This is a genomic window from Paenibacillus paeoniae (assembly GCF_003388735.1).
Classification (GTDB): domain Bacteria; phylum Bacillota; class Bacilli; order Paenibacillales; family Paenibacillaceae; genus Pristimantibacillus; species Pristimantibacillus paeoniae.
In genome coordinates, this window is record NZ_QUBQ01000001.1 from 379,524 (window position 1) to 403,337 (window position 23,814).

At 51.9% G+C, this 23,814-nt stretch carries 24 protein-coding genes; 12 read left to right on the forward strand and 12 right to left on the reverse strand.

Features of this window, described 5'->3' with window-relative positions:
- Positions 1-5: 5 nt before the first annotated feature.
- The 4 genes from DX130_RS01765 to DX130_RS01780 all read left to right on the forward strand — a co-directional run bounded on the left by DX130_RS01765 (position 6) and on the right by DX130_RS01780 (position 5,458).
- A complete protein-coding gene (locus DX130_RS01765; protein ID WP_116042343.1) occupies positions 6-1,553 on the forward strand; it encodes a DEAD/DEAH box helicase in 1,548 nt (515 codons plus the stop codon).
- Positions 1,554-1,665: 112 nt separating this feature from the next.
- Positions 1,666-2,946 (forward strand): S-layer homology domain-containing protein, encoded by a 1,281-nt coding sequence (locus tag DX130_RS01770; protein WP_240644125.1) that lies wholly within the window; start codon positions 1,666-1,668, stop codon positions 2,944-2,946.
- A gap of 512 nt (positions 2,947-3,458) precedes the next feature.
- Complete coding sequence (locus DX130_RS01775; protein ID WP_116042345.1) at positions 3,459-4,208, forward strand: ABC transporter ATP-binding protein; 750 nt, start codon at positions 3,459-3,461, stop codon at positions 4,206-4,208.
- Entirely contained in the window at positions 4,208-5,458 is a 1,251-nt protein-coding gene (locus DX130_RS01780; protein WP_116042346.1) for an ABC transporter permease, read from the forward strand. The genes DX130_RS01775 and DX130_RS01780 overlap by 1 nt, the downstream gene beginning before the upstream one ends.
- 82 nt (positions 5,459-5,540) lie before the next feature.
- Here the strand turns inward: DX130_RS01780 and DX130_RS01785 are convergent, their stop codons facing one another.
- Complete coding sequence (locus DX130_RS01785; RefSeq protein ID WP_116045659.1) at positions 5,541-6,839, reverse strand: aminotransferase class I/II-fold pyridoxal phosphate-dependent enzyme; 1,299 nt, start codon at positions 6,837-6,839, stop codon at positions 5,541-5,543.
- 235 nt (positions 6,840-7,074) lie between these two features.
- Here DX130_RS01785 and DX130_RS01790 point away from each other — a divergent pair, with 235 nt between their 5' ends.
- Both DX130_RS01790 and DX130_RS01795 read left to right on the forward strand, forming a co-directional pair.
- A complete protein-coding gene (locus tag DX130_RS01790) occupies positions 7,075-7,866 on the forward strand; it encodes a helix-turn-helix domain-containing protein (protein WP_116042348.1) in 792 nt (263 codons plus the stop codon).
- A 160-nt stretch (positions 7,867-8,026) separates the two neighbouring features.
- The gene (locus DX130_RS01795) at positions 8,027-8,737 is read left to right on the forward strand and encodes a DUF421 domain-containing protein (protein WP_116042349.1); all 711 of its coding nucleotides are present in this window, start codon (positions 8,027-8,029) and stop codon (positions 8,735-8,737) included.
- Positions 8,738-8,856: 119 nt separating this feature from the next.
- Here DX130_RS01795 and asd read toward each other — a convergent pair whose 3' ends face one another.
- Positions 8,857-9,642, reverse strand: coding sequence for an archaetidylserine decarboxylase (gene asd / locus DX130_RS01800; RefSeq protein WP_116042351.1), 786 nt, complete (start codon positions 9,640-9,642; stop codon positions 8,857-8,859).
- Between the two features lie 130 nt (positions 9,643-9,772).
- Here asd and DX130_RS01805 point away from each other — a divergent pair, with 130 nt between their 5' ends.
- The 3 genes from DX130_RS01805 to DX130_RS01815 all read left to right on the forward strand — a co-directional run bounded on the left by DX130_RS01805 (position 9,773) and on the right by DX130_RS01815 (position 12,373).
- The gene (locus DX130_RS01805; RefSeq protein ID WP_116042352.1) at positions 9,773-10,060 is read left to right on the forward strand and encodes a hypothetical protein; all 288 of its coding nucleotides are present in this window, start codon (positions 9,773-9,775) and stop codon (positions 10,058-10,060) included.
- 69 nt (positions 10,061-10,129) lie between these two features.
- The gene (locus DX130_RS01810) at positions 10,130-10,813 is read left to right on the forward strand and encodes an HAD family hydrolase (RefSeq protein ID WP_116042354.1); all 684 of its coding nucleotides are present in this window, start codon (positions 10,130-10,132) and stop codon (positions 10,811-10,813) included.
- 318 nt (positions 10,814-11,131) lie between these two features.
- Positions 11,132-12,373, forward strand: a complete 1,242-nt coding sequence (locus DX130_RS01815; RefSeq protein ID WP_116042355.1) for a chitinase — start codon at positions 11,132-11,134, stop codon at positions 12,371-12,373.
- Between the two features lie 255 nt (positions 12,374-12,628).
- On the opposite strand, the gene DX130_RS01820 is transcribed toward DX130_RS01815, so the two are convergent.
- From DX130_RS01820 to DX130_RS01845, 6 genes are read right to left on the reverse strand one after another with little or no spacing between them, the layout of a single operon-like run.
- On the reverse strand, positions 12,629-13,756 hold the full coding sequence (locus DX130_RS01820) for a YheC/YheD family endospore coat-associated protein (protein WP_116042357.1): 1,128 nt from the start codon (positions 13,754-13,756) through the stop codon (positions 12,629-12,631).
- Complete coding sequence (locus DX130_RS01825; protein WP_116042359.1) at positions 13,713-14,210, reverse strand: GNAT family N-acetyltransferase; 498 nt, start codon at positions 14,208-14,210, stop codon at positions 13,713-13,715. The genes DX130_RS01820 and DX130_RS01825 overlap by 44 nt, the downstream gene beginning before the upstream one ends.
- Position 14,211: 1 nt before the next feature.
- Positions 14,212-15,372, reverse strand: coding sequence for a YheC/YheD family endospore coat-associated protein (locus tag DX130_RS01830; protein ID WP_116042360.1), 1,161 nt, complete (start codon positions 15,370-15,372; stop codon positions 14,212-14,214).
- Positions 15,369-16,745: a YheC/YheD family endospore coat-associated protein gene (locus tag DX130_RS01835; protein WP_116042362.1), complete on the reverse strand. Its 1,377-nt coding sequence runs from the start codon at positions 16,743-16,745 to the stop codon at positions 15,369-15,371. The genes DX130_RS01830 and DX130_RS01835 overlap by 4 nt, the downstream gene beginning before the upstream one ends.
- Before the next feature lie 50 nt (positions 16,746-16,795).
- Complete coding sequence (locus tag DX130_RS01840) at positions 16,796-17,959, reverse strand: YheC/YheD family endospore coat-associated protein (RefSeq protein WP_165861122.1); 1,164 nt, start codon at positions 17,957-17,959, stop codon at positions 16,796-16,798.
- 11 nt (positions 17,960-17,970) lie between these two features.
- Positions 17,971-19,353 (reverse strand): YheC/YheD family endospore coat-associated protein, encoded by a 1,383-nt coding sequence (locus DX130_RS01845; protein ID WP_116042365.1) that lies wholly within the window; start codon positions 19,351-19,353, stop codon positions 17,971-17,973.
- Positions 19,354-19,580: 227 nt separating this feature from the next.
- Between DX130_RS01845 and DX130_RS01850 the strand changes: the two genes are divergently transcribed.
- Entirely contained in the window at positions 19,581-19,898 is a 318-nt protein-coding gene (locus DX130_RS01850) for a hypothetical protein (RefSeq protein WP_116042367.1), read from the forward strand.
- A 172-nt stretch (positions 19,899-20,070) separates the two neighbouring features.
- On the opposite strand, the gene DX130_RS01855 is transcribed toward DX130_RS01850, so the two are convergent.
- Positions 20,071-20,424 (reverse strand): helix-turn-helix domain-containing protein, encoded by a 354-nt coding sequence (locus DX130_RS01855; protein ID WP_116042368.1) that lies wholly within the window; start codon positions 20,422-20,424, stop codon positions 20,071-20,073.
- Positions 20,425-20,604: 180 nt separating this feature from the next.
- Here DX130_RS01855 and DX130_RS01860 point away from each other — a divergent pair, with 180 nt between their 5' ends.
- Together DX130_RS01860 and DX130_RS01865 are read left to right on the forward strand one after the other, a co-directional pair.
- The gene (locus tag DX130_RS01860; protein ID WP_116042370.1) at positions 20,605-21,075 is read left to right on the forward strand and encodes a hypothetical protein; all 471 of its coding nucleotides are present in this window, start codon (positions 20,605-20,607) and stop codon (positions 21,073-21,075) included.
- A 96-nt stretch (positions 21,076-21,171) separates the two neighbouring features.
- On the forward strand, positions 21,172-22,518 hold the full coding sequence (locus DX130_RS01865) for a DRTGG domain-containing protein (protein WP_420818508.1): 1,347 nt from the start codon (positions 21,172-21,174) through the stop codon (positions 22,516-22,518).
- On the opposite strand, the gene DX130_RS01870 is transcribed toward DX130_RS01865, so the two are convergent.
- The 3 genes from DX130_RS01870 to DX130_RS01880 form a co-directional block, all read right to left on the reverse strand.
- On the reverse strand, positions 22,515-22,829 hold the full coding sequence (locus tag DX130_RS01870) for a YtpI family protein (RefSeq protein WP_116042373.1): 315 nt from the start codon (positions 22,827-22,829) through the stop codon (positions 22,515-22,517). The two genes, DX130_RS01865 and DX130_RS01870, sit on opposite strands and share 4 nt — an antisense overlap.
- Before the next feature lie 107 nt (positions 22,830-22,936).
- The gene (locus DX130_RS01875) at positions 22,937-23,446 is read right to left on the reverse strand and encodes a sporulation membrane protein YtrI (protein WP_116042375.1); all 510 of its coding nucleotides are present in this window, start codon (positions 23,444-23,446) and stop codon (positions 22,937-22,939) included.
- A 3-nt stretch (positions 23,447-23,449) separates the two neighbouring features.
- A complete protein-coding gene (locus DX130_RS01880) occupies positions 23,450-23,776 on the reverse strand; it encodes a YtrH family sporulation protein (RefSeq protein ID WP_116042376.1) in 327 nt (108 codons plus the stop codon).
- Positions 23,777-23,814: the final 38 nt, after the last annotated feature.

The following is a 23,814-nucleotide window of genomic DNA, read 5'->3' on the forward strand; positions in this document are numbered from 1 at the left end:
TAACAATGAGCGGAAAAACCTGGAACGATCTAGGGATTCAAGAAGCATTAATAAAAGAATTGGTCAAAAACGGCATCAATGAGCCGACCTCCGTGCAGGCGGAGACGATTCCGGCTATGCTGGCCGGACATGACGTTTCTGCGAGATCGCAAACCGGAACAGGCAAGACGCTTGCCTTCCTGCTGCCGCTGCTGCAGCATATTAACACGGAGTCTGGAGCGATTCAGGCTGTTATTCTATCGCCGACGCAGGAGCTTGCCATGCAGATTGTTCGTGTCGCACAGACTTATGCGGAGCCGATAGGCGTTCGCGTACAACAGTTGATCGGCGGGGCAGCGATGAAGCGCCAGGTTGAGAAGCTGAAGCTCCATCCGCAACTGGTCATTGGAACACCAGGCCGGATGAATGAATTGCTGAAAAATCGCAAGTTGAAGCTAAGCGATGTGCGGCATGTCGTCATCGACGAGGCGGATCAAGTGTTCCAGCTCGGCTCGACGAAGGAAGTGGAGGCCGTATTGTTCAGTATGGGCAAAGAGCGGCAGACGGCATTTTTCTCAGCAACTTATCCTGATATTATGTCACGGTTTGAAGGCCGTTGGATGAGAGGCACGCAGCGCATCCAGTTGACGCCGGAGCACCGGGTTTCCCAGACGATCGAGAACTATTATGTCATCAGCGATAAGCGAGACAAGACGGATACGGCAAGAAGGCTTATCCGATTGCTTAATCCGTCTTCGGCGCTATTATTCCTGAATGACACCAATGGAATTGCAAACTGGGAATCCAAGCTGAGCTATGAAGGCTTCAATGTCGAGATGCTCTACGGCGATTCCGACAAGCAGCGCAGAGCGGCGACGCTTGAGCGGTTCCGCGACGGCCGCTGCCAGCTGCTGCTGGCAACTGACGTGGCGGCGCGCGGCCTGGATATTGAAGGTCTTCCGCTCGTCCTTCAGCTTGACCCTGCTGTTGATGCTGATCACTATGTCCATCGTGCGGGCCGGACAGGCAGAATGGGACGCAGCGGCACGGTCATTACAATCGTCACGCCGCATGAGCTCTTCATCATGGAGAAATTCCGCAAGCAGCTCGGCGTCGATCTGAAGGAACGGGCCATGTACCGTGGCGAACTGCTGTCTGAGGAGGAGCTGCGCGAAGCGACGAGACCGAAGATGGAGCGACTGGCTAGAGAAGAAGCAAGAGCGGGCAATCGCTCTAAGCCGTCCGCAGAGCGGCCTGGCAAGCCATCGGGCGAGCAAGGCAGCAAGTCGGCGCAGGCATCTGTTTCGGCGAAGCCGGCAACATCGGGAAGAGGCGAAGAAACGGCTCCGCGCTCCCGAGCGACAGCTCCGGCAAGAGGCGAAGAGACAGCGCCACGCTCCCGTGCGAGCAGCGGAGCTGCTGCTAGCCAAGCTCCGAAGAAGCCTGCGCGAGCGAAGGACAAGCCTGAGGCGAAGCCTGCGAAGAGCAAGGCGGTCAGGAAACGGGAAGCCAAAGACAAGGGCGCTCCGAAGTGGTTGAAGGAGAAGCGTCAGTCGACCTCAAACCCAGAATAAAAATATTTTTTTAAAAAGCCACCCCCTTTAAACGAACGCGTCCCTCCGAAAGGTATGGGCGAAGGTAAAAAGCGGTATATCCCGCAATCGTTCTTAAAGGAGAGTGGCTTTTATGTCTAAAATGAAAACGTTGAAAAAAACGGTGCTGTCAGCTACGGCGCTGGTCATGCTGGCAACAGGAGCAACATCCGCTTTCGCTGATGGTAAAAACAATGCTAACAGCAACAGCAAGTGGAAATCCGAATATGAGCATAACAAGAACAAAGGCAAAGGCAAAAACGATAAGCAAGACAAAGATGGTAAGCACGACAAGGATAATCATAAAAAAGAGAACAAAATAACATGGCAATTCAAGGACGAAGCTGAGCTTCAATGGGCGTTGGAGTACATTATGCGTCTGGCCTCGAAAGGCGTATTTACCGGCTATGAAGATGGTACGTTCAAGCCGCAGCAAAAAATTTCCCGCATTGAGACGCTTACAGCAGCCGTACGGCTAATGGGATTGCGCGACAAGGCGGAATCGACCGCGGAGATGAATACAGAGCTTCACTTCAAGGATGCAGACAAGTTGAAGAAAAAATATCCTTGGGCAGTCGGTTACGTTGCTGTAGCGCTTGAGAATGATCTGTTCTTCGAGACAGACACAGAAGTTCAGCCGGAGCAACATGCAACAAGACTATGGTCGACGATTCTGTTGATCAAAGCGCTCAAGCTGGAGAACGAAGCGAAAGCACTGAACAACACGAAGCTGGACTTCAAGGATGCGCACGAAATTCCAGCGGGATCTGTGGGTTACGTAGCGCTTGCGCTTCAGAAGGGGATTATTACCGGCTATGAGGACAAGCGTGGCAACAAAACATTCCGTCCGAACCAGCCTGTAACACGCGCCGAGCTTGCAGCGCTGCTTGATCGTACGGATGGCGAGATGCCGGATCATGATGCACAAGCGATCCATGGCCAGTTGAAGGCTGCGCCTACGGGCGGCAAGCTTACACTGGTGAAGCCGGACAAGACGGAATTGACGCTGACGATCGATCCGACGGTCTTCATCTTCCGCGACGACAAGAAGTCGCCGGTCAGCGCGCTTCAAGCGGGGGATAAGCTTTTCTTGCGTACGTATCAGAACAAAGTTGTCTTTATCGAAGTGACGGAGAAAGCTCCGGCCAGCACAGCATTCACACAGCTTGGCGTTGTCAGCACGCTCGGCTTCAATTCCCAAGCGAAGCTTTCGACCATCGCGATCAATCCGGCCGACAGCACTCAAAATTCCGTTCTTATCTATAACGTTGATCCTAACGTCACCATTATCGGCGATGCTTCCAAGCTGAAGAACGGACAACTCGTTCAAGTGAAGGGCGACAAAAATATCGTAAAGACGATTGAAATCAAATAATGCTCATTTAGACTCTTTAAATTGATATGGCTGCAAAAATAAGATGGCGGTGCCGGGATGATTCCTGGCATCGCCATTTTTATTTTCGTTGCTTTGCGTGTCCTATAGAAAATATGTGCGGACGAAAGTCACTTGGTTTTGAGGTTTACTTTCGGCGGGCTTCCAAGCAGAGAACGTTGGAGTCTTTCATTGATCTAACGTTTTGTTTCTCGGGTTCTCCATTCATGGCTTAAAACAAACGGAGTCAGATATATTCTGGAGAAGCGATAGCGTGCGCCTTTGTATCCGGATTCCAATTTTATAACATTGTTCAGGGAATCTGGATACAACAGCGCTCGGAAGAATATATCTTACGCAGCTGTCCCTTCCGCCATAGAGTGTTCTTTAAAGCAAGAGAGTCATCTTTTGAGCTGCCTACAACTATTACGCCAGCGGTTTTTTTGATATTAGGCCGCGGATTCGGTATGCTAGCTAATAGGAAGGCGATTATTGGAAGGCAGAAGGTGATTGATATGGAAACCATATTGAGCGTTAAGCAATTAACTGGCGGATACAGCCCGCGAAGACCGGTGCTCCATGACCTCAACTTCGAGCTGAAAGCTGGCGAGATGGTCGGACTGATCGGATTGAACGGTGCGGGGAAAAGTACTACGATCAAGCATATTTTGGGATTAATGAATCCCCATCAAGGCCAGATCAAGGTGGCGGGCGTCACACTGAACGAATCGCCGCAGCAATACCGTTCGGCATTTGCTTATGTACCGGAGACGCCTGTTCTCTTCGATGAAATGACCGTTGAGGAGCATTTGCGGCTAAGCGGCATGGCGTACAACGTGCCGAGCGGCGATTACGAGGAACAGGCGTCCAAGCTGTTGGAGCAATATCAAATGGTTCCGAAGCGAAAGGCGTTTTCCTCTCATCTGTCCAAGGGCATGAAGCAAAAGGTCATGATTATGAGCGCGCTCTTGGCCTCGCCGCCACTCTACATCATTGACGAGCCATTCCTGGGACTGGACCCGCTGGGTATTCGCTCGCTGCTCGATCAACTGGTCGAAGTAAAGCGCGGAGGCGCAGCGATACTAATGAGCTCCCATATTTTATCCACAGTGGAAGCGTATTGTGACCGATACATCGTCATGCATCAAGGGAGGATTGCCGCACAAGGCGATCTTGAGGATGTCAGGCGAGCAGCGGGATTGGATGCAGGAAGCGGAACGCTTGAAGATGCCTTCTACAAGCTGGTGTCTGGAGGAGCAAGCTAATGCTGCCCGCAAATTATGATCTGGCAGCGCTGTGGCGCGGAAGGGCCAAAGACTTCCGTAATGAGATCAAACCGTATATTCGCTATATGGCGATGAGTGGTTTTCCCTCTTTTTTATCGCTGATCTTTATTGCGTCTGCAATCGGATACTTTACCCTGCTACGGGATGTGCCGCCGGATTTCCCTATTGTCCTTATAGGCGTGCTTGTTTTGATGCCGGTGTTATGCTGGAGTCCGATGCGCACATATTTGGCTGGCGCTGACGTTGTGTATTTGATGCCGCGTGAATATGAGATGGGCCCTTATCTTCGTTCCTCCTTTCAACGTACGACAGTGAAGAGCGTACTGCTTGCGGCTGTCGTGATGCTGCTGTATATGCCGATCTATCGACAGGTGGGCACGGGAAGCGGGATCGAGTGGCTCGTATTCGCCGCAATCGTCATCAAAGGAGCTAATGCTGCCGGCGGATGGCAAGAGCGCAAGCTGGCCTGGAACAACATGAGACTGCTGCTGCGCTCGGTGCGCTGGTTGTTAACGGGACTGACTTTAGCTGTCTGGCTTACATCGGCTCCATGGCAAGCGATGCTGTTCACATTGTTGTGCGCTGGGCTGGCGACGCTGTGTTATCGGCTCCCTCAGCGTCATCGCTTTCCGTGGGAGAGACTGATTGCGGAGGAAACGGTGACACGGAGACGTTATTATGCTTTCTTTGGCCTATTCATTGACGTGCCCGTTCTGCCATCCAGCATTAGGCGCAGAGCTTATCTGTCCTGGATATTGCCGCGTATTCCGTTCGCGCACCGGTATACATTCAATTATCTATTTAGCGCGACGCTGTTCCGATCAGAGATTGGCGGCATCCTGATTCGCATTCTGATGCTGGGAGCACTTGTGAACTATATGGTTGCGGATGCCGCATCCTTGTTAGGTTGGGTAACCGCTTTTGTGTATGGCTTGTTCGGCATCGTATTCAGCCTGCAGCTTGGCGGACTGCGAAGCGTACATCGCTACTCGGTTTGGAAGCATGTCTATCCGCTCCCTGACGACAAGCAAACCGAGCAGCTGATTCAGGTTGATAGACTTGCACTGGCAGCAGGTTTGCTGCTGCTCTGGGTGCCAGCTGCGGTACCATTGTTGCTGAAGGGCATTATAGCGCCGCCTGTTGTTATGCTTGTTGGCGCTCTTGCATACCTCGCCATCAGGCCGATGAGACTGCGGAGGAAGATTAAGTCGGACGCCGATGAAGATTGAAGTCGCAGAATGAAGCAAACCGCCCGAGGCAGATGCCCCGGGCGGTTTGCTTTCTTATAAACGCATGAATAAAGGTCCGTCTTTATTTTGCTGCTACTTCGATTACCGCTTTGTGGATCGTATCGAACAGCTCTTCCAAGTACTCTTCTTCGATACAGGAGAAGGCGACGCGAAGATCCGTCTCGCCCAGAGCAATGGTTCCAATGCCGTATTCATGAAGCAGATGCTGGCGAACATCCTCAGCGGATACAGTCGTCAGCTTCAGACACATGAAATAGCCGGAGTTAAACGGATAATATTCCCATGTATCGCCATAACGGCCGCTGTCCAGCAGCGACTTGACGCGATTGGCGCGTCCCTTCATGATGTCGAACTTCTCGGCCTTCTGCGCTTCAAACTCTGGCGATTGCAACGCATGCAGGACGAAGGTCTGTGATGGATGCGGACCGCTGGATATCGTCGAGCGGATAATGCCCAGCGTCTTCTGCTCCAGCGCAGCCAGCGTTGCTTGCGATTCGGAAGCGTATGTGATGAATCCAACACGGAAGCCCCATACGTATTCTTCCTTTGTCGCGCCGTCTACCTTCACGGCAAGCACACGCGGATGCAGTGCAGCCAGCTTCGAGAACAACGACTCTTGCACCGAATCCTCAAAGAACAAGCCGAAGTAGGCATCGTCGGTTACCGCTACGACATGAATGCCGGCTTCTGCAGCATCGTGAAGGGCCGCTACAATTTCCTCGCATTCCCGAACGCCAGGCGTATATCCGGTCGGATTGTTCGGGAAGTTGAGAAGGACAATTGCTTTGCCTTTTCCCTGTTGAGCAAGTAGAGCTTCGCGTAGAGCGGCACTGTTGAATTGCATGTTTTCATTATACAACGGGTACTCTACGATCTCGGCGCCGCGGCGGATTCCGAAGGTAAGTTCATAGTTTTCCCAGTTTTTGTTGGGGATAACGACAGCGTCTCCTTCGTCGGCGAACAGATCGGCAACGATACTCAGCCCGTGAGTGAGTGCGTTCGTGACGATTGGATTGCCGAAGCTCACGCCTTCAAGAGAAGGGTTGTCCTTGAACATCTTGGCGCGCCAAGCGCTGCGCAGCTCAGGCTTGCCGGCTGGTGGTGCATATTCATATATATCCTTCGGATGATAGGCGCTTAGCGTATCTTGAATGACCTTAAGATGCATGGGCTTTCCGTCTTCAGTCGCGATGCCGATGGTGGCATTGAACTTGGTTGCCTTCGTCTTCGCTTCAGCGGATTGGCTGAGGATGCCTTCTTTTGGGAAATAGATCGCTTTGCCTAGGTTTGACAACATGGCGTAGACGTTCGGACTTTCCTTCTGCAACGTCTCATTTAATTGCTGTGCCAGTGGGTTCATGGATTTCATTCCATCCTTCCGAATTCAATCGTTATTGTACTTCTAATGTTCGTGATATTATACCATTTTTGTTCTCTGCAAACCATTCGGGATTGTGAATATTTTTCGGAAATCGTTGCTAGCGCTTGCAATCCATATGTTGATTGATAGCGCTAATCCACTATAATAAAAGGAGGAAGCGCTGCGGCATCGCTTATGCGATAGACGCGCGCATGATGCGAGGGAGGATCACTTAATGCTTCATATATCGCCCGATTCGCTAGGACTGCAGCCGGCCTTCGCCAAAATCACCTGTGAGCCGGGATGGAGATGGGCCAGACGCGAGAAGCCATTGGCGAACTTTGACTTGTTCTATGTCTGGAGCGGGGAAGGGGAGGTCGAAGTGAACGGCGTCCATTATAACGTAGGACCGGGAAGCTGCTTCCTGTTTCGGCCCGGCGATTACACTAGTGCGACGCATAATCCGCAGAAACCTCTAGTACTTACCTATATTCATTTCTCAGCCAATGGAGCATTGGACCACATTCCGGATCGATATCGGGTGCTGGACGAGACGGTCGACTTCGAATATATGCTGTCGAGGTACGTCAGATTGTTTCTTGTACAGACCTATGCGGCGGAAGAAGAGGCCAAGCTTGTACTGAAGGCGTTGCTGATTCAACTGCTCAGAGCAGATAATCATAATCATGTCCCGATCGAGAAGAAGGCCAGCAATCAATTGACCGAAGCCATCCATGAAATTGCGAACTATATCCGGCAGCATCCGGGTATTGCCCATCGGGTAGAGGATCTGGCTACGAGAGCGCAGCTTTCCCCCCGTTATTTCTCGATGAAATTCAAGGAGATGGTCGGGATGTCCGTCCAGACTTACATGATCCGCACCCGAATTGAGCGTGCGCAGCATCTGCTCATGCATGCGGGCATGAATGTGACGGAGGTGGCCGATGCGCTCGGCTATCGGGACATCTTCTTCTTTAGTCGTCAATTCAAGCAATATACTGGACGAAGTCCGTCCGAGATCCGGTGAACAGTGCCGTAGTCTCATGATCAAGAGTCGCAATCTATCGATTGTGCTCTTTTTTATGTTGAAAATGACCAGTATTTGGATAGAGTCGTCAGGTTCGGAACATACTTATAGCGAAGCTTAGAAGCAAGAGTCAGAAGATTGGCGGGACGGTGCGATATGGATGTTTGAGCATTTCAATATTTTTATAAGAAGCATAACCGCCTTTGTTATCTTGTTGCTGATTACACGGCTATTAGGCAAGCAAACGCTATCTAACATGAACTTTCACGAATTTGTGACAGCCGTTATTATGGGCGCGATCGGAGCAAACTTTGCTTTTAACGAAAACATTCAAGTAACGCATTTGCTTATCTCTCTCGTCGTATTTACAGGGACCTCTTATCTATTGGCCAAGCTTCTGATTCGCAATCGAAAAATTCGCAAGTGGACGGAAGGCACTCCGACGGTCCTTATTGAAGGCGGTAAAATTCTCGAAGAGAATTTAAAGAAAAACAATCTAACCTTGGATTCGATGAATCAATTGCTTCGACAGAAGGATATCTTTAATATTGAAGAGGTTGAGCATGTCCTTTTGGAATTGAACGGCAAAGTGTCTGTCATGAAAAAAGACGAGCACAGAAATGTGACGCTTAAGGATTTGAAGCTAAAAGCGGATTCGTATAAGCCTGTCCCCATTGAGTTAATTATGGATGGGCAAATGATGATCGGCAATCTTGAAAACAATCAGATCTCGCGCGATTGGCTGCAAAAGGAGCTGAGGAATCTCGGCAAAACGGTGCAAGACGTTTTCTATGCTGTAAAGGGGAGCGATGGGAAGTTGTATGTGGATTTTTTCAAGGATGGGATCAAGCATCCTGTGGATATAGAGTGAGCTATTGGGAATGACGTATCAGGTATCGAAGTCCCAGCTTAGCAAGCAAAAGCACGCGCTCAATTGGGCGCGTGCTTTTGTATGCTGTACTCATTTCAGAAAGGCTCCCTGTTTGTGGGCTATAGGCGCAGCTCGCCCAGAGATTCGCCCATCCGGACTTTCGTGCCAAGCTTCAAATCAGGACGAGGGGTGAATGTGTCCTCCTCCAAAAGCAGGACAACCGTCGATCCGAATTCAAAGTAGGCAAGCTCATCGCCCTTGACTACTGTTTTGGGTAGCGGAGCGGCGTATTTGATGCTGCTTACATTCATCGCGCCCACCTTGATGACCGCCGCTTCCCCGCCTTCATGGCGAATATAGGTGATCAGGCGCTCATTTCGGCTAAGCACCCGCTTCATGTGCTTGAGGCCGAAATCATTGACGGGATACACCTTCCCAGGAATATGTACATTCTCCGTGACAGCCCCCGATACGGGAACGTGAATACGGTGATAGTCTGTCGGGCTAAGATAGAGAACCATATAGTAACCGTGATAATAACTTTTAGCTCTTGGTGAACCGTCCAGCAGCTCATCGACGTTATAGTCTTGTCCTTTAATATTCATCATCGTACCCGCGTTGATAGGGCCAAGTCCGGTTATGAGCGCATCGACCGGGCTTGCCAGCGTAGTTGGTCCGGAATCTATCGTTCTCATGCCGGGTTTTAATCTTCTGGTAAAGAAATCATTCAACGTGCGGTATTCTCGAAGCTCTTTCTCAGCTTCTTCTACCGCAATGCCATATAGCTTGGCGAATCGGGGAATCATAAGACGACTTGCCGCAGATTGGGCGAATTTGCCGGTCAGGCGAGAAATCCATTTGCGGGAGCTAAGCTCCGTCATTGCGCGTAACAGCCATTTGGTCATAGCGGCACCGTCACGTCCTTTTCTTGCGCATAGCGCATGTATTGGCCGTAGGCCTTTGGTCCAACACACAGTTTGACATAATCGGTTCATTTAAGCAATAGCTGCGAACAAGTAAAGGAGGAAGATTAAGATGATTATGATCATTACAATAGCATTGGCTCTAACATCGCTGGCGGCGCTGGCAATGATGTTGAAGTATGAGAGGGTCAGAAGAGGGCTTGACGGCCTCGCTTGTCTCGTGACATTCGTATTTTTCGTTGCCGTGTCCGGCGCTGTTATGGGGACGCTGCTTGACGATACGGTGTTCATGACAGAAGTTCACAGAGTACTTCTGAATCCCGCATTTCTGATCAGCGGGGCGTATCTGGGTCCATACGGCGTATCCAGATTAGCCTTGCTGGCTTGGCGAGGGAGGTAGGGTGAGGGTTGCGGGAATAGTCGGCATCCGATATGATAGGTAAAATTGTTGGAAAGGATGACGCATTTCATGACGATTGAGCGACAGGGACGGCCGGATGCCGTCATTTTTGATATGGATGGAACCTTGTTTGAGACAGATAAGCTGCTGATTCCTGTACATGAGCGCGTGTTCCGGACGCTGCGCGAAGAGGGGCTGTATGTGGAAGAAGCGCCGCCTGCCGAGCGATTGCTAAGCTGCCTAGGCATGCTGCTTGATGATATATGGCGCGAGATTATGCCGGGAAGCTCGGAAGCGGCCCGCCGCCGAGCGGATGAGCTTCTGTTGCAGTATGAGCTGGAGGGGCTGCTTGCTGGAGAAGGAGCTCTGTATCCGTACGTAGAAGAGACGCTGCAGCAGCTTAAGGAGGACGGCGTCAAATTATTTGTCGCCAGTAATGGCCTAGAAGGGTATGTAAAGGGAGTCGCGGAGCAAAAGGGGATCGCTTCGTTGTTCGATGGCGTATACAGTGCTGGAGAATACAACACAGCTAGCAAAGTCGATCTGGTGGCAAGGCTGCTTCAAGATCATCATCTGGACTTCCCCGCATCGATATGGATGGTAGGTGATCGCTCCTCGGATGTGGAAGCTGGCCGCGGCAATGGCCTGAAGACGATCGGATGCGCTTATGCGCGCTATGGACGCGCTTCGGAGCTTGAGGACGCGGATGTACAGATCAACGATTTCCGTGAATTGCTGGAACTTCGCTTGTAACCAAATCACAAGAATGTACACATAGCTACGAACGAATGAACTGTCGAATTTCTTCGACAGTTATTTTTTTTATCCGCAGGGTCACCTGAGTTTTGTTCCTTCTCTTAGTTCCTCGGCACGATGGAAGCCTATCCCAATTTGTCTAAATCGACGGCGAAGGTTCGGAGACAGTCCCGCCTAGTCGCCTTTCGCCATAAAAAAACGATCGGAAAACCGCATATCGGCCTTTCTATGCAGGATTCAGGCTCTATGTACAAGCGCAATCTCGATGATTATCTTTTAGTGGTAAACTAATTTTTTCGTAAAGGAGACTTGTACATGCTACAACGCAATGCATCTCGTCCTCGAACCATGATCTATCGGACAGCTTGTCTTTCTCTGGGAGCGGCCTTGCTTCTGACGCCGCTGGGCGCTTCCGCTGCGCCGGGACCCGCACCGGTGACGAGTACAACGAAGCACGAAATCGCTGTCGCCGTGTATGAGGGAAGCGATCTGGCCGTAGGAGAGAATCGTTTTCTCACGCGCCGCGACATTCGCAGCGAGTGGGACGGTATCGACCCGGATTACAGACCTGATGAAGCCGTTCAGGCGGTAAGGGCGCTGCTGACCAAGCAAGACTTCGAGAAGCTGTTCCCATACCGGCTAGGCTCTGCAGCTTGGAGGGAAGTCGCGAAGGACAAAGAGTACTACAAGGAAAACCAGGCTGACTACTTCTCCTACGAAAATCTGATTAGCGCCGTGACGGAAGCGGCGAACATCAAGCTTAAAATCAGCACGCGCAAGGATACGCCGGGCGCGCAGGAAATTCATCGTCTGGACAAGGAAGCCCGCATCGAGACGCTCGTCAGCCGTTCGGCCGATTTCAACTCCTCCAAAAATAAGAAGAAAGAAATTGAAACCGTTATCATTGATTTTGGCACATTTCTGAAGGAAGGTTTTAAGAAAGACCGTAAACGCGAGCTGGCGGCTTTCCTTGCGAACCTGTCTCATGAGACAGGCGGCGGCTGGGCTACCGCTCCCGGAGGAGAGCTGAAGTGGGGCCTTTTCTGGAATGAGAACATAGCGGGAAGGACCGGAGCCAACATGTCCGACTTCGTCGATCCAGACAGCGCAGAGCTGTATCCGGGCGCGGAGGGCAAGCGCTACTATGGACGCGGTCCGATCATGATGAGTTGGAATTTCAACTACGGGCTGTTCAGCTCTATCATTTACGGAGACAAGAGCGTACTGCTGAACAAACCAGAAATTTTGGCGCAGGATGGCAAGATCGGCTATATGACCGCGATTCTGTTCTGGATGACGCCGCAAGATCCGAAGCCGTCCGCTCACGATGTCATCATTAACAAATGGAAACCTACGAAGGAGCAGATCGACAAGGGGCTCGGGAACCGCGGCTTCGGGGTCACCATTATGGTGCTCAACGGTCTGGAAGCGAATCTGGGCGAGACGGACGGCAGTCCGGTCAAGCGTCGTGCGGGCCATTACCGCGATATTACGAAGCAGATGGGTGTCGATATAACGGGAGAGAAAGTGGACACGCTTGGCATGCAACCGTTCTAACGGCCATGCTTCTTTAGCCGGAATCGCGCCGAAAGGGTGAATCCGAGCAAATAGAGTTGCCACACACCACTCATCACGTCACACGGGCGAATCCGGGCAATTAATGTTGCTGAGAACCGTTAGACCCGCGGCTTTGACCGAAATCCAGAAATGGCGGTGCAGGGATACCCTGACACCGCCATTTCTTTATCCGCTTCATCTATGAAGCGAGCGAGCTGTCTTCTCAAGTACAGCCTATCCTTGGGATCTCGCCCGTTACGACTCGATTTTCTTATCGCTGTCTCTGGTCTTCATCATCCGATATTTCCATAGAGCGTATTCCAGCGGTCTGACGATGGCACTGCGGTATACGTCGGATTCGCCTGCTCGACTGAACACTTCCCGCGCGGGCTTCGGATTGACCTCAATCATCCAGATGCGTCCATTGCGATCAATGGCGATATCGACGGCAAGCTCGCAGAGCGCATCATAACAAAACTCCAAATATTCGGCTACGGCTACCCCGAACCGATCGACATCTGCCTTGATTTTCGCTATCTTGGTTTCATCTCCAATCCAGGATCGGAGCAGCGTATCCATCTTGACGGCACGGCCGCCACCGTGAAGATTGGCGGTAATGCTGCCTGCTGCGCCGACCCGACCCGCACATCCTGTTATCTGCCATTGCCCGCTGCCATCCTTCTGCACAAGCAGTCTGTAATCATGGACGCGTCCGTTATTCAGCTTCAATTGCAGCCCTTGCTGCACAATGTAGCGTGTGTCCTTCACTTTCCATCCAGTCAGGAAGTCACCGAGCCGCTCGGAAACCACCCGTCTGGGCTGGATGATGCGTCTGGAGTGGTTTCTTCCTTGGATGAGGAGAGTCCCGTTACGCTCTTTCTCGATTCGGAGTATGCCCCGGCCGCCCGTTCCATTGATGGGCTTCAGGTACAGTTGGGAGTGGGTTTTGAGCATCTCCTTCACGTCCTGAATGCCTTCGTAGTAACGGGTAGCCGGTAAGTACGGACTGAATCGGGCGTCTTTCGCTAATATGGAATGAATCGCCCACTTGTTGCGTAGCGGGCGATTGAGGAAGGTTTCGTGGTGATAACGCGCCCTGAACTTCAAGAGCTGCTCGAACCGGTGGGAATGCTGGATTCGGCAGCGATCGAAGATCAAATCAGGGAAATTCGTCCATTTCCTGTACCAGCTGCGGGTTTCGGGATTATAGAACTGTGCCCGGATTCGGTTCCTCTTCTCATTTACATCCGATGGCGTGAAGACGAATACGTGTAGTCCGAGACGTCTGCCTTCCTCGGTCATCCTTCGGTAATAATCCCGTTCTTCGAGGGTGCCAGCGTCATTGAGATATAGCGTCAATATGCCCAGGACGGGCTGAGTCATGCTGAATTCCCCCCTCGAAACGGAGCGTCGATTTACCGGTAGGCCCTTTGTGAATGGAGACGGCTTTCATGCCCAGGGAGAAGCAAAGTGCCATGCTGGGAATATTATCGGCAGCGACATGACAGGCCAAATGACCGATTGCATTCATCATACTCTGCATGATCGAACTGCCCGTACCGGTTCTGCGGGCACTAGGGTGGACAACGATAAGACAGCCCCCCTCGCCGCCGTCGGCCGCGAACCCAAGCCCGCTTATCCGCCCACCTGATTTGGCGACGACAATCGTCGCTTTGCTGTAGCCGCTCTCATCTGACATAAGCCAGGCCGGCTCCAGACTCCGGAGCGCATGCAGCGATGCTACTGTAATGCGTTTCTCCCCGAACCGAATGATAAAGCCAAGCAGCCTTCTCTTTTCTTTCATCCACATTTCAGGTGTCAGCAGCAGCAGCTCCACGTTACGCGCCTCCCGCTTGTTGCGATTTTTTCTTTCGTGCCAGAAAAGCTCCGTACTGAAATATGCGCTCAAGCGATTTTTGCCGGATGTGAGGCTCATCGAATTTCATCGGTTTGGAATTGGCTTCGAAAAACCATAAGTTGCCGTTGCTGTCGACGCCAAGATCCATCGACATCTCGCCAAGCCGCTGCCCGGACGCGCGTTCGATCTGCCTGGCGATAGTCAGAGCGGCGAGTTTCGCCTTTTGCAACAGTTTATGAGCCTGCTCTGAATTGAATGAATAGGTGAGCAGTTTCTCTGGGTCCTCGATGCGTCCGCCTCTAGGCACATGTGTCGTAATGCTGGTCGCACCGGCCAGCCGGGCGCCCATGCCTGTCAGCTCCCAGTAGCCTCTACGGTTTTTTTGCACAAGCGCCCTCAGGTCGAACCGCCTTTCATTGACCGATGCCAGTTGAATGCCTTGCTGCGCAATATACGCCTCGCCGCCGCTTTGCTTTTGGATTCGCGTCCAGAGCTTCTGCAGAGAAGAGCAGCTATAGGTGGAACTTGTTTTGTTCTCCTGGATTTTAAGGCGGTAGGGGAGGCTCTTCTCCCCATGCACTTTGACGGTCATAATGCCTTTGCCCGCCTTGCCGCTTTCCGGTTTCAAATAGAGATAGTTGTGCTTTCGCATCAGCTTGCCAAGTCCGCTTACAGTCATGAGCCGCCTGGTTGTCGGGATGAACGGACGTGTTGTCTTCGATCGGCGCAGCCATTCGAACAAATCCCATTTGTTGAAGAAGGAGGGATTGAATAGAATGACGCGGGAATGCCTCCGGCAAGCGTTGATTTTCTGGCGGACGGCAGGCTGAACCTCGTCTTCGCGCAGCGGAATGCGATTATAGATAATGTCGGGGAAGGGAACGAGCTGCTTCTGCCAACTGCTTGGATCCTTGTGATAGACGTAGCCGCGCAGCATTTTCCGGTGCAGGTGCAAGTTTTTGACGGTGAGCACGTAAACGAGAAATCCTAGCGATTGCCCGGTACGGATCAGATCGGCGAAGTTAGCGCGATTGCCGCGGAAGTCGCCTGCGGGGTCGTCAACCGTCAAAATCGCCAGCACGAGAGCACCGGGACGCGTCGTTTCTTTCACTTGTCGCTCATCCTGAATTAAGCTGTTCATTGGCTGCTACCTCCTTTGAATCGGCTCAAATACAGGCAATGATCGAAGAGATAGGAGATGGAGGCCTTGCCTTCAGAGCGAAGCGAAGGGTGCTTGAAGATGGAGCGTCCAGGTTTCGCATTAGCCTCGAACATCCATACGTTGCCGGATTTGTCGATGCCGATATCAAGGCCCAGTTCACCTAGCCGATGCGGATAGTTGCGTTCGATCGCCTCGGACAGCTTGACGGCGACGTGCTTCGCCCTCTCTAGGATGGCTCCAGCCTCTCTGCCGAAGGTGCGACTTAGCGCCTGCTCGGGAGTCATGAGGGACCCGCCGCTCTTGACATGTGTCGTAACGCTGCCGCGCCCGGCTTTCTTGGCGCCGATGCCTGCGGCAATCCATTGATTGCTGCCGTTCTTGTGCATATGAAAGCGGAAGTCCAACTGGCATCGGTCTATCTCAATTAAACGAATGCCTTGCTGTGCTACATATTGACTAAGCCGGCTGCCATGCCGGGACTGAAGCATCTTCATCATGCTTTGAAAGCTGCTGTAGCGCGCCAGCACATTTTGGCTGCCTTTGCGGTATCGGACGAAGTAGCCTCGCTTTGGATGGTGAGTCAGCCGGTAAATACCGAAGCCAAGACTGCCGCCTCCCGGCTTGTAATAGATGAATTGGTGCTGGTCCAGCATTTCTTTTATTTTGGTCGGGGTCGGATTAGGCACGGATTCCGGTAAGTGCGTCAGCGCCTCTGGATCGTTGTCGAGCAGCTTGTAGACATCGGCTTTATTGAGGAAACTCCAGTTGAAGATCGGAATTTGCTTTTTCACGAATCGTTCGCGCACCGAGCTTATATAAGGGGAGATTTCCGCCTTGCGATTAGGCAGCCGGTTATAGACGACATCAGGCAGCGGTACAACTTTGCGGTACCAACTGCCTTGGGCGTTCAGGAAATAGCCGTTGACCGTCTCCTGCTGCCAGTTGATATCGCTGGGGGTAAAACCGAACATGTAGGCCTTGCGGTCGCCAGTTCGGATCACTTGCTTGATAAAGCCTGAGCGTGAGCCAAAGGGATAGCTCTCTGCAGGATGGATCGTATCTGTCAAAATACCGACCAGCGGACCAAGCTGCAATTCATTTTCCCCATTGCTGAGCAAATAGACATTGCCGGATTTCGGTACTCTGATTGAATTGCGAATGCCCGCAGACAGATAGAGATGGTTGCCAGCGCGCTTCAATTGCCTCACGGCGGCGGTGATGACTTCCTTGCCCAGCTTGAGATGGATCGATTTATTGCCGGTTAGCTTGAGCTGCTGGTAGAGCGGTCTGGACAAATAGACGATTTTATCGGACTGCTGTGAGAAGTGTACGTTGCAAGTTGTCAAACTCATCGATGAACCTCCTGAACGTGTAAAGACCTCAGTCTATTGGAGCGGGCCATCTAACGGTGCGGCTGACAAAGGTCGTATGGGGACTCGGATGCGGTAAAGGTCGGCGATAAACGGTCCTTCAAGTATCTGGCATAATGAATCGGTCGTTCGATTGACGCGGTATATGCGGTTAAGGGAGCGGTCTGCCGGAAGGCTTCGCGGCCAGGCTTTGAGTTGACCTCTAGCAGCCATATGGAACCGTCCGGTTCAATTCCGAAATCCATCGCAAGCTCGCCGAATCTTCCGAAGCCATGCTCCAGTCGGATTGCTGTATGCCCACTTATTGTATGGATTTTACGAAGTAAACGTTCGGCCATGGGCTTGCCAAAATTGGCAGACAACAGGGTGCAGGAGTCGCTCACTTCTCCTCCCCCGTGCAAGTTGGACGTCAGGGACCCGCTGCGTCCGATTCGGGCCGCCGTTCCCGTTAATCTCCATTTGCCCTCTCCATTCTTTTGAAGCAGCGCGCGTATATCGTATGGCCGTTCCTTGTCGTCTCGCAGATTCAGATAGGGCTGCAACAGGAAAGGGGAGTTCCCCATAAATCGGGCGAGTCTTTTCTTCAACTCGACGAGGTTCGGAAAAATGCGCTCGAATGAGCGGTTGTCCCGGGTTCTGCCCTTGACGGCGACCGTATCATCCCATAATGATTGCCGGATTAGGATGACCCCCCTGCCTTGCATGCCGGCAGCAGGCTTTATAAGGGCTTTTCCGCCATGCGAGGCGAGGAATGAGGCAAGCTCCTCAGTGACATATCGGGTAGTTGGAGGAATATGACGTGCAAGCGTGTCGTCTTCGGCAAGCCGAGTGTAGACGATCGGCTTGGAGGGCAAGCTCCCGTTAATCCGTTGATGGGCCTTGCGGGCATGAATAGCGGAGAGGGCCTCTTCGCATTGCAGTCGATCCCGTTTGGAATGGAAAAACGTTCTGTCATACACGATATCCGGCAGCGGCATGGACTGCCGAACCCAAGCGCCATTCTGCCAGCGCCAGCCTAGCAGCATCCCCGTATGGTGATCGTAGTCTTCGGAGGAGAAGACATACGTCTGAAAGGAGAACCGGCTGGACGCCTCGGACAAGTCCCTGCATAGACGCGGCTCCGGTGGAGTCATGGACTGCTCGGCAGTGCGGTCTGGCGCAATCAGAATACCTAGGGAAAGAATCGTGTAGTCCATGGCTGCCTCCATCAGAAGCCCGCGAGGAAACGGGCGTATTGGATCATCATGCGAACGGAAGGCCTGATCTTGCCTTCGTTAAGCGGTGTGTTGTCGTTTTTGGACGGTTTGGAATTAACTTCGAGCAGCCATACCCTGCCGCTTGTATCAAGTGCAAGGTCAATGCCAAGCTCTCCGAAATGCGCAGGAATATGGGTGTCGATGCCTTTGGCGATTTGAAGCGCTGCGTTGCGGAGTCTTCCAGTTGCATCGAGACGGTTAATGTTGCTGCTCATATTGCACTTGGACACTGCTGCGGTTACGGTGCTCAGCGTTCCTCCGCGTGCGAGATTGGATACAAAATGCTGATTCCCCGCTGTACGGGCGACGATGGAGGTGATGATCCAGTTGCCTGTGGCGTTTTTCTGAACGAGCGCGCGGAAATCGACAGGTCTCTTCTGGATTTCAATTAGCTGCAATCCTTGCTGAATCTGATAGCGGACCGACTTCATCTTGGCGGAGATAGAGGCGTACAACTTGGTCAAATTAGGGTAGACCTGTCTGCGCGAGCCAGCTGGCGTAGCATGCAGTGCCTGATAGCTTTCTCCTTCCAGATGGGAGACGCGGATGATTCCCTTGCCGAGGCTTCCTCGTACCGGCTTTAGGAACACATTGCTGTATTTGCCGCACATGCTGCGCATGGTGGTATAGCTTCGGAGAGGATGCGACTCAGGCAAGTAGCGGACGAGCGATTCGTCCTTCTTAAGCGCTTCGAACACTTCCGTCTTATCCAGAAACTTTTCATTAAAGAAGACGGTTGAATGATAGAGCTTGGTCTCCTTCATAAAGTGCTGTACCCCTGCGCTATTCTCCAGCTTTCGCGTCGTCAGGCGGTTGTTCACGATATCCGGCGCAGGAAAAAGATTTTGCTTCCATCCGTCCGCATAAGTCCATCCTTCGACTATGTCTGGCCTCTTCCTGATATGGCTCGGCGTGAAGAAGTACACATACGCGCCTTGCGCTTTGCACGCTTCTACCAGTTCGCGGCAGAACATGGTAATGGTGCCGAATGGCTTATCCGGCGTTTGGGGGAAGTCGCGGCTTACCAGCACGCCGATAAGCGGACCAAGTGACAACAGGCCGGTGCCTGTCTTGTAATGCATACGCAGATGCAGGCGGGAGGGAGAGCCTGCAGGCCAGCCCATTTTGGCTGCGAGCGACTGGCTGATGCGCATGCCGTCGAGTTTCGCTGACGGTATTACTTTCAGGTGTCGGCGAAAGGCGCCGAACTTGAGCTCTACATGCTGTCCTCTAGGGATCTTCCAATGCTTGATGTAGCCTTCGCCAATCACAATCGTATCTTCGGGCAATTGATCTGCGGCGATGACTCCTATGGCGACTTTCGTTCTAAGCATTTCTAATCTCCTTCCAAGCCAGAAGGTTACTCGTTGACAGGAGGCGGAGGCCTGTAGGTGTTTTACACGAATTAATTCATCATATGAGTACGCCTAACGGATGGTGATTGCGTGTTCGCGGCGCGGTGCTACAGACAGGCATAGTGTTGAAAGCCGGTTCATAGAATAGATACAGAATGGACAAGGTTGTCGATGGATGAAGCGGGGGAAGAGGGAGGGATTGCGTAATGGAGAAAAAACGAAAACAGCCGGGTAAGGGACGTCATGTGTTTTATCTGATCTCTGCTTCGGGCATGCTTTTTTATGCGTTGACCCAAATGGGGCATAGCAATGGAGGCAGCGCTTCTCATGTATTCTGGTATGTATGGCTTGGTTTTACTGCGGTCATTATAGCAGCCAATGTGAATATGCTGCTCATGAGCGAAGGGAAACGGGAGGAGATGGCCCGCATCAAACGCGCGAAGGCGCAGCGGTGGGAGCGTGCCCTGGAGAAGCGGATTGCGAAGCGTGCGGAAGCTGTGCAGCGCTCTCGAAGCAGAGGGTAAAGGAGCGGCTGGAGTTAACGTCAAACGCATGAGATTAATCTGAAGAGATAGTGAGAATCGGAAGCGGGAGCCGCTTCCGATTTGTTTTTCCTGTCTGAGTCATGATAGAGAATGATTGCTTGCAAGCCTTGAGGGGGAAAGCTCCAAGGTTTTTTATTCCGTGCAGAATGCGTTAGTCCAGCTCTTTGAACTGTACCAACTGCTTGACGAATTTGTAGACAGCTTCCTGCTCTTTCAGAGACAGGCCGTTCAACTGGCTTGCGATTTTGTCGACGTAATGTTCGGAGTCCGATCCAGTTGCGGTTTTTTCCGGCTCTACTACGTTCACAATCGTCTCAAGCGGCGTATGCAGAGCGGCAGCAATTCTGTTCAGAACGTCAATCGTCGGGTTCTTATCTCCGCGCTCGACTTGTCCCATGTAAGAAGCGTTGATATCCGCGCGCAGCGCCAATTGTTCTTGGCTAAGTCCCTTGGCTCTGCGCAGTGCGCGTATGTTCTCGCCGACCAAACGTCCGATGTCGCTCATAAAGTCACCTCAGCCTAACGATAAAATGTTGAACGCGACGCCTCAACGTTATATAGGATGTATATTAAATAATTACTATAGTCATTGACTTCCTAGTGGATGATTTATTATAATTAACATAAATATTACAGATGTGTTAGAATGGTGGGATAATAGCTGAAGGAGCAGGGTGAAGAAGGGATGATGGTAGAAGAGTTTGAGTTTTATAGAAAGGTCCGGGCTTTTTATTGCAATGTGTCGTTTTCATTGTCCTTCACCTACCGTTTCTCACACCGGCATAACAAGTCCGCGACAGCTAAAGGGACGTTCAGTTGTGGAGTGAACGCGCACACGCAAACTGTGGAATATTTGATGCAGTTGAATTCGGACCCCATTGAAAGGCCCTATAGCGAAAGCAGTTCTTTTCTGTTTTCCAGTATTTACGAGGCCATTCCGGCTCAGGTTATTGAATTTATCAATTACCCCATCCATAAGCTTCGCTATCGGGTGCCGATCGATTATGATTGGCAGCAATTTATAGTAGACGGGGCAGAGAGCGCCATTAACGTAAGTACGATGAACGGATTGTTTAAGAAGTGGAAGCTGCTAGGATCCAATAATCAGCCCGTCGACGCCCATTTTAAGGTGAAGAAGGTAGAGTTTAATTGGTAGATTAGGCTGTCATGATCAGGACAAGCCCTCCGGATTTCCGATTCCCCGTCCCATATCCTATAATGGAACTAACGAGGAGGAATGCGTGTGAGCAGCATCCATGAGCCTGGCAATGATACAACTACCAAGCATGAGCAAATTCTTCACTATATACAAGGACTTAAGATTGGCACGAAAATCTCGGTAAGAGCGATCGCGAAAGAGCTTGGCATCAGTGAAGGGACCGTGTACAAAGCATTCAAGGACGCAGAGGCATCCGGTCTCGTCAGCACCAAGGAACGAATCGGAACCGTGCGGATCGACCGCAAGCGGCGTGACGCTTTGGACCAATTGACGTTCGGCGAGGTTGCGCAAATTGTCGAAGGCCGTCTGTTCGGCGGCGGCGAGGGACTGGACAAAACGCTGCACAAATTCGTTATTGGCGCGATGGAGCTGGACGCGATGCTTCGTTATATCGATCAGGGCAGCCTGCTTATCGTAGGCAACAGAGTGAACGTCCATCGCCGTGCGCTGGAGCAAGGGGCGGGGGTTCTCATCACAGGAGGGTTCGAGCCAAGCGAAGAGGTAATCTCGCTGGCGGACGAACTCTCTTTGCCGATTCTATCATCCAGACACGATACGTATACCGTAGCTTCCATGATCAACAGGGCTATGTACGACCGGCTTATTAAGCGGAAAATCATGCTGATCGAGGATATCGTCACGTTCAGCCGCCCGGCGGATGTACTGCGCACCGGCGCTGCCGTATCCGATTACAACAGGCTATCGAAGGAAACAGGTTACTCGCGGTTTCCGGTTGTAGACGATCGAGGCAGGGTAGTCGGGATGATGACGGCGAAGGACGCGGTTGGCTCCAGGGAAGATATCGCGGTGGATAAGATTATGACCAGGCAGCCCATTACGGCGGCACCCAACATTACCGTTACGTCTGCCGCACATACGATGGCGGCGGAAGGCATCGATCTGCTGCCTATCGTCGATCGGCATCGCAAGCTGCTTGGCGTTGTCACGCGGCAAGAGGTACTCGATACGATGCGATTCGCGGGCAAACAGCCAGAATCGGGACAAACCTTTGAGGATTTGATGTGGGCGGGCTTCATTCAGACGGAGGAAAACAGTTCGGACGACGCGGGCATTAGCTATAAAGGGGCTATTACGCCGCAGATGTCGGGCGCACTGGGCATGGCTTCCGAAGGACTGCTCACTACACTGATGGCGCAAGCCGCCAGAAGAATGATCCGGGATACGGGCAAGCGAGACTTCCTGCTGGAGAGCATGACCTCCTATTATGTCAGGCCGGTTCAAATTGATAGCGAGATTACGATAAAGCCGCGGCCGCTTGAGCTGAGCCGCAAGTTCTCCAAGCTGGAGATCGAAGTGCTGGACCGGCAGGGATTAGCCGCCAAGGCTATGCTGACGGCCCAGATGATCGACCCGTATTAACGGTGACTTCCTTCGCTTGAGGCCATCGAACGGTAGACGCTCAAGTTGCGAATGCCCGCGAACAAGTTGAACAGTCCGAGAACGATGAAAATCGCGCCAATGATGATGCGAAGTGTAGATTCGTTGGACAGGAATAGCTGGACGGCGGCGATAAAGATAAGCATACCGCCCATGCTTATGTTCATTCTAGCGGCATATATGCCCTTCGTTCTGGTATCCTTGGCGCGACGCGACTTGAAACTGAATAGGGTCGAAAACGTCAGCGTGATGAGAATACCCGGGAATAGCAGCCATTGCAGCAGTTGATCCATGTTACCCATACAGCTCCTTTAATCCGAGAAATAGAGGCCGGCGCCGCAATCGGCGTCCACGGCTTGCCAATCGTTCTCTATTGTATCAGATTGTGTCTCCGATTACTTCAAGAAGCGGGAGCTTTGGCATGGGGCAGAGCGATCATCCAGATTTGCAGCACGTTGTCCGCAAGCAGCACCGTTTGCAGCTCAACCATATAATCTTTGCCGTTAATGTCCGTATAGACTTTCCGCTCCAGAATCTTGCGGGCGAATTTGGCGTCAGAGTCGACCTTGTAGATGCTTTGGCCGAGGAAGATCGAGAGATCTTCCTTTACGCGTTTGATCAGCTCTGCTTCGGTCACTTTGTCCAGATGGGCCCGTTTGCCGCTTGATTCGGCGAGCCTTAGCTGGATGCTTTTAATGACCGTATGCTGGTTTTTATATTGATTTAACCCCCGAATATCTTGCTCGTATTGCTCCAGCTTGGACTCCAGCTCATTCTTCGTATGATATAAGGCCTCAAACTGCGCAACAAACAGAGAATTCAGTGTAACGGCTCCGGCAAGCATGCCCAGCAGGAAGACGCCTGTCAGTTGCATCCATCTTATATACCGATTGAACGGAGGCAGTCTCATCGACTATAGCGCTCCTTTACATATTAATCGTACCAGTTCAGTGGCCATATGCGCCCCTAGAAAGGCGAACAAAATAAAGCAAATTTGCTGTGCGACCGGCGACAGATGACCGAGGGAGATATTGCTCTCAATGACTCGTACCGGATCGATGGAGCCTCCGATGGCAGCCACTATTGCCCATATTTTCAGCCGGAGTGCCGTATCGAGCATAACAGTGGCGGGAGGCATCAGCATAAAGACGGATCCGACTCCCGCCAGCGTGGCCCCGCCGATTACAACGCCAAAGGCGATAAAAAAATCCATACCCGCTTTTGATAAAAAATAACTCATCCCGCTGCCTCCAATTCTTGCTCCGAATGCTTTATATC

What these genes read in the sequence shown, in the direction of transcription:
- DX130_RS01765 (WP_116042343.1), top strand. Translation starts at nt 6, where the DNA reads ATGAGCGGAAAAACCTGGAACGATCTAGGGATTCAAGAAGCATTAATA.
- DX130_RS01770 (WP_240644125.1), top strand. Translation starts at nt 1,666, where the DNA reads ATGTCTAAAATGAAAACGTTGAAAAAAACGGTGCTGTCAGCTACGGCG.
- DX130_RS01775 (WP_116042345.1), top strand. Translation starts at nt 3,459, where the DNA reads ATGGAAACCATATTGAGCGTTAAGCAATTAACTGGCGGATACAGCCCG.
- DX130_RS01780 (WP_116042346.1), top strand. Translation starts at nt 4,208, where the DNA reads ATGCTGCCCGCAAATTATGATCTGGCAGCGCTGTGGCGCGGAAGGGCC.
- DX130_RS01785 (WP_116045659.1), bottom strand. Translation starts at nt 6,839, where the DNA reads ATGAACCCACTGGCACAGCAATTAAATGAGACGTTGCAGAAGGAAAGT.
- DX130_RS01790 (WP_116042348.1), top strand. Translation starts at nt 7,075, where the DNA reads ATGCTTCATATATCGCCCGATTCGCTAGGACTGCAGCCGGCCTTCGCC.
- DX130_RS01795 (WP_116042349.1), top strand. Translation starts at nt 8,027, where the DNA reads ATGTTTGAGCATTTCAATATTTTTATAAGAAGCATAACCGCCTTTGTT.
- asd (WP_116042351.1), bottom strand. Translation starts at nt 9,642, where the DNA reads ATGACCAAATGGCTGTTACGCGCAATGACGGAGCTTAGCTCCCGCAAA.
- DX130_RS01805 (WP_116042352.1), top strand. Translation starts at nt 9,773, where the DNA reads ATGATTATGATCATTACAATAGCATTGGCTCTAACATCGCTGGCGGCG.
- DX130_RS01810 (WP_116042354.1), top strand. Translation starts at nt 10,130, where the DNA reads ATGACGATTGAGCGACAGGGACGGCCGGATGCCGTCATTTTTGATATG.
- DX130_RS01815 (WP_116042355.1), top strand. Translation starts at nt 11,132, where the DNA reads ATGCTACAACGCAATGCATCTCGTCCTCGAACCATGATCTATCGGACA.
- DX130_RS01820 (WP_116042357.1), bottom strand. Translation starts at nt 13,756, where the DNA reads ATGACTCAGCCCGTCCTGGGCATATTGACGCTATATCTCAATGACGCT.
- DX130_RS01830 (WP_116042360.1), bottom strand. Translation starts at nt 15,372, where the DNA reads ATGAACAGCTTAATTCAGGATGAGCGACAAGTGAAAGAAACGACGCGT.
- DX130_RS01835 (WP_116042362.1), bottom strand. Translation starts at nt 16,745, where the DNA reads ATGAGTTTGACAACTTGCAACGTACACTTCTCACAGCAGTCCGATAAA.
- DX130_RS01840 (WP_165861122.1), bottom strand. Translation starts at nt 17,959, where the DNA reads ATGGACTACACGATTCTTTCCCTAGGTATTCTGATTGCGCCAGACCGC.
- DX130_RS01845 (WP_116042365.1), bottom strand. Translation starts at nt 19,353, where the DNA reads ATGCTTAGAACGAAAGTCGCCATAGGAGTCATCGCCGCAGATCAATTG.
- DX130_RS01850 (WP_116042367.1), top strand. Translation starts at nt 19,581, where the DNA reads ATGGAGAAAAAACGAAAACAGCCGGGTAAGGGACGTCATGTGTTTTAT.
- DX130_RS01855 (WP_116042368.1), bottom strand. Translation starts at nt 20,424, where the DNA reads ATGAGCGACATCGGACGTTTGGTCGGCGAGAACATACGCGCACTGCGC.
- DX130_RS01860 (WP_116042370.1), top strand. Translation starts at nt 20,605, where the DNA reads ATGATGGTAGAAGAGTTTGAGTTTTATAGAAAGGTCCGGGCTTTTTAT.
- DX130_RS01870 (WP_116042373.1), bottom strand. Translation starts at nt 22,829, where the DNA reads ATGGATCAACTGCTGCAATGGCTGCTATTCCCGGGTATTCTCATCACG.
- DX130_RS01875 (WP_116042375.1), bottom strand. Translation starts at nt 23,446, where the DNA reads ATGAGACTGCCTCCGTTCAATCGGTATATAAGATGGATGCAACTGACA.
- DX130_RS01880 (WP_116042376.1), bottom strand. Translation starts at nt 23,776, where the DNA reads ATGAGTTATTTTTTATCAAAAGCGGGTATGGATTTTTTTATCGCCTTT.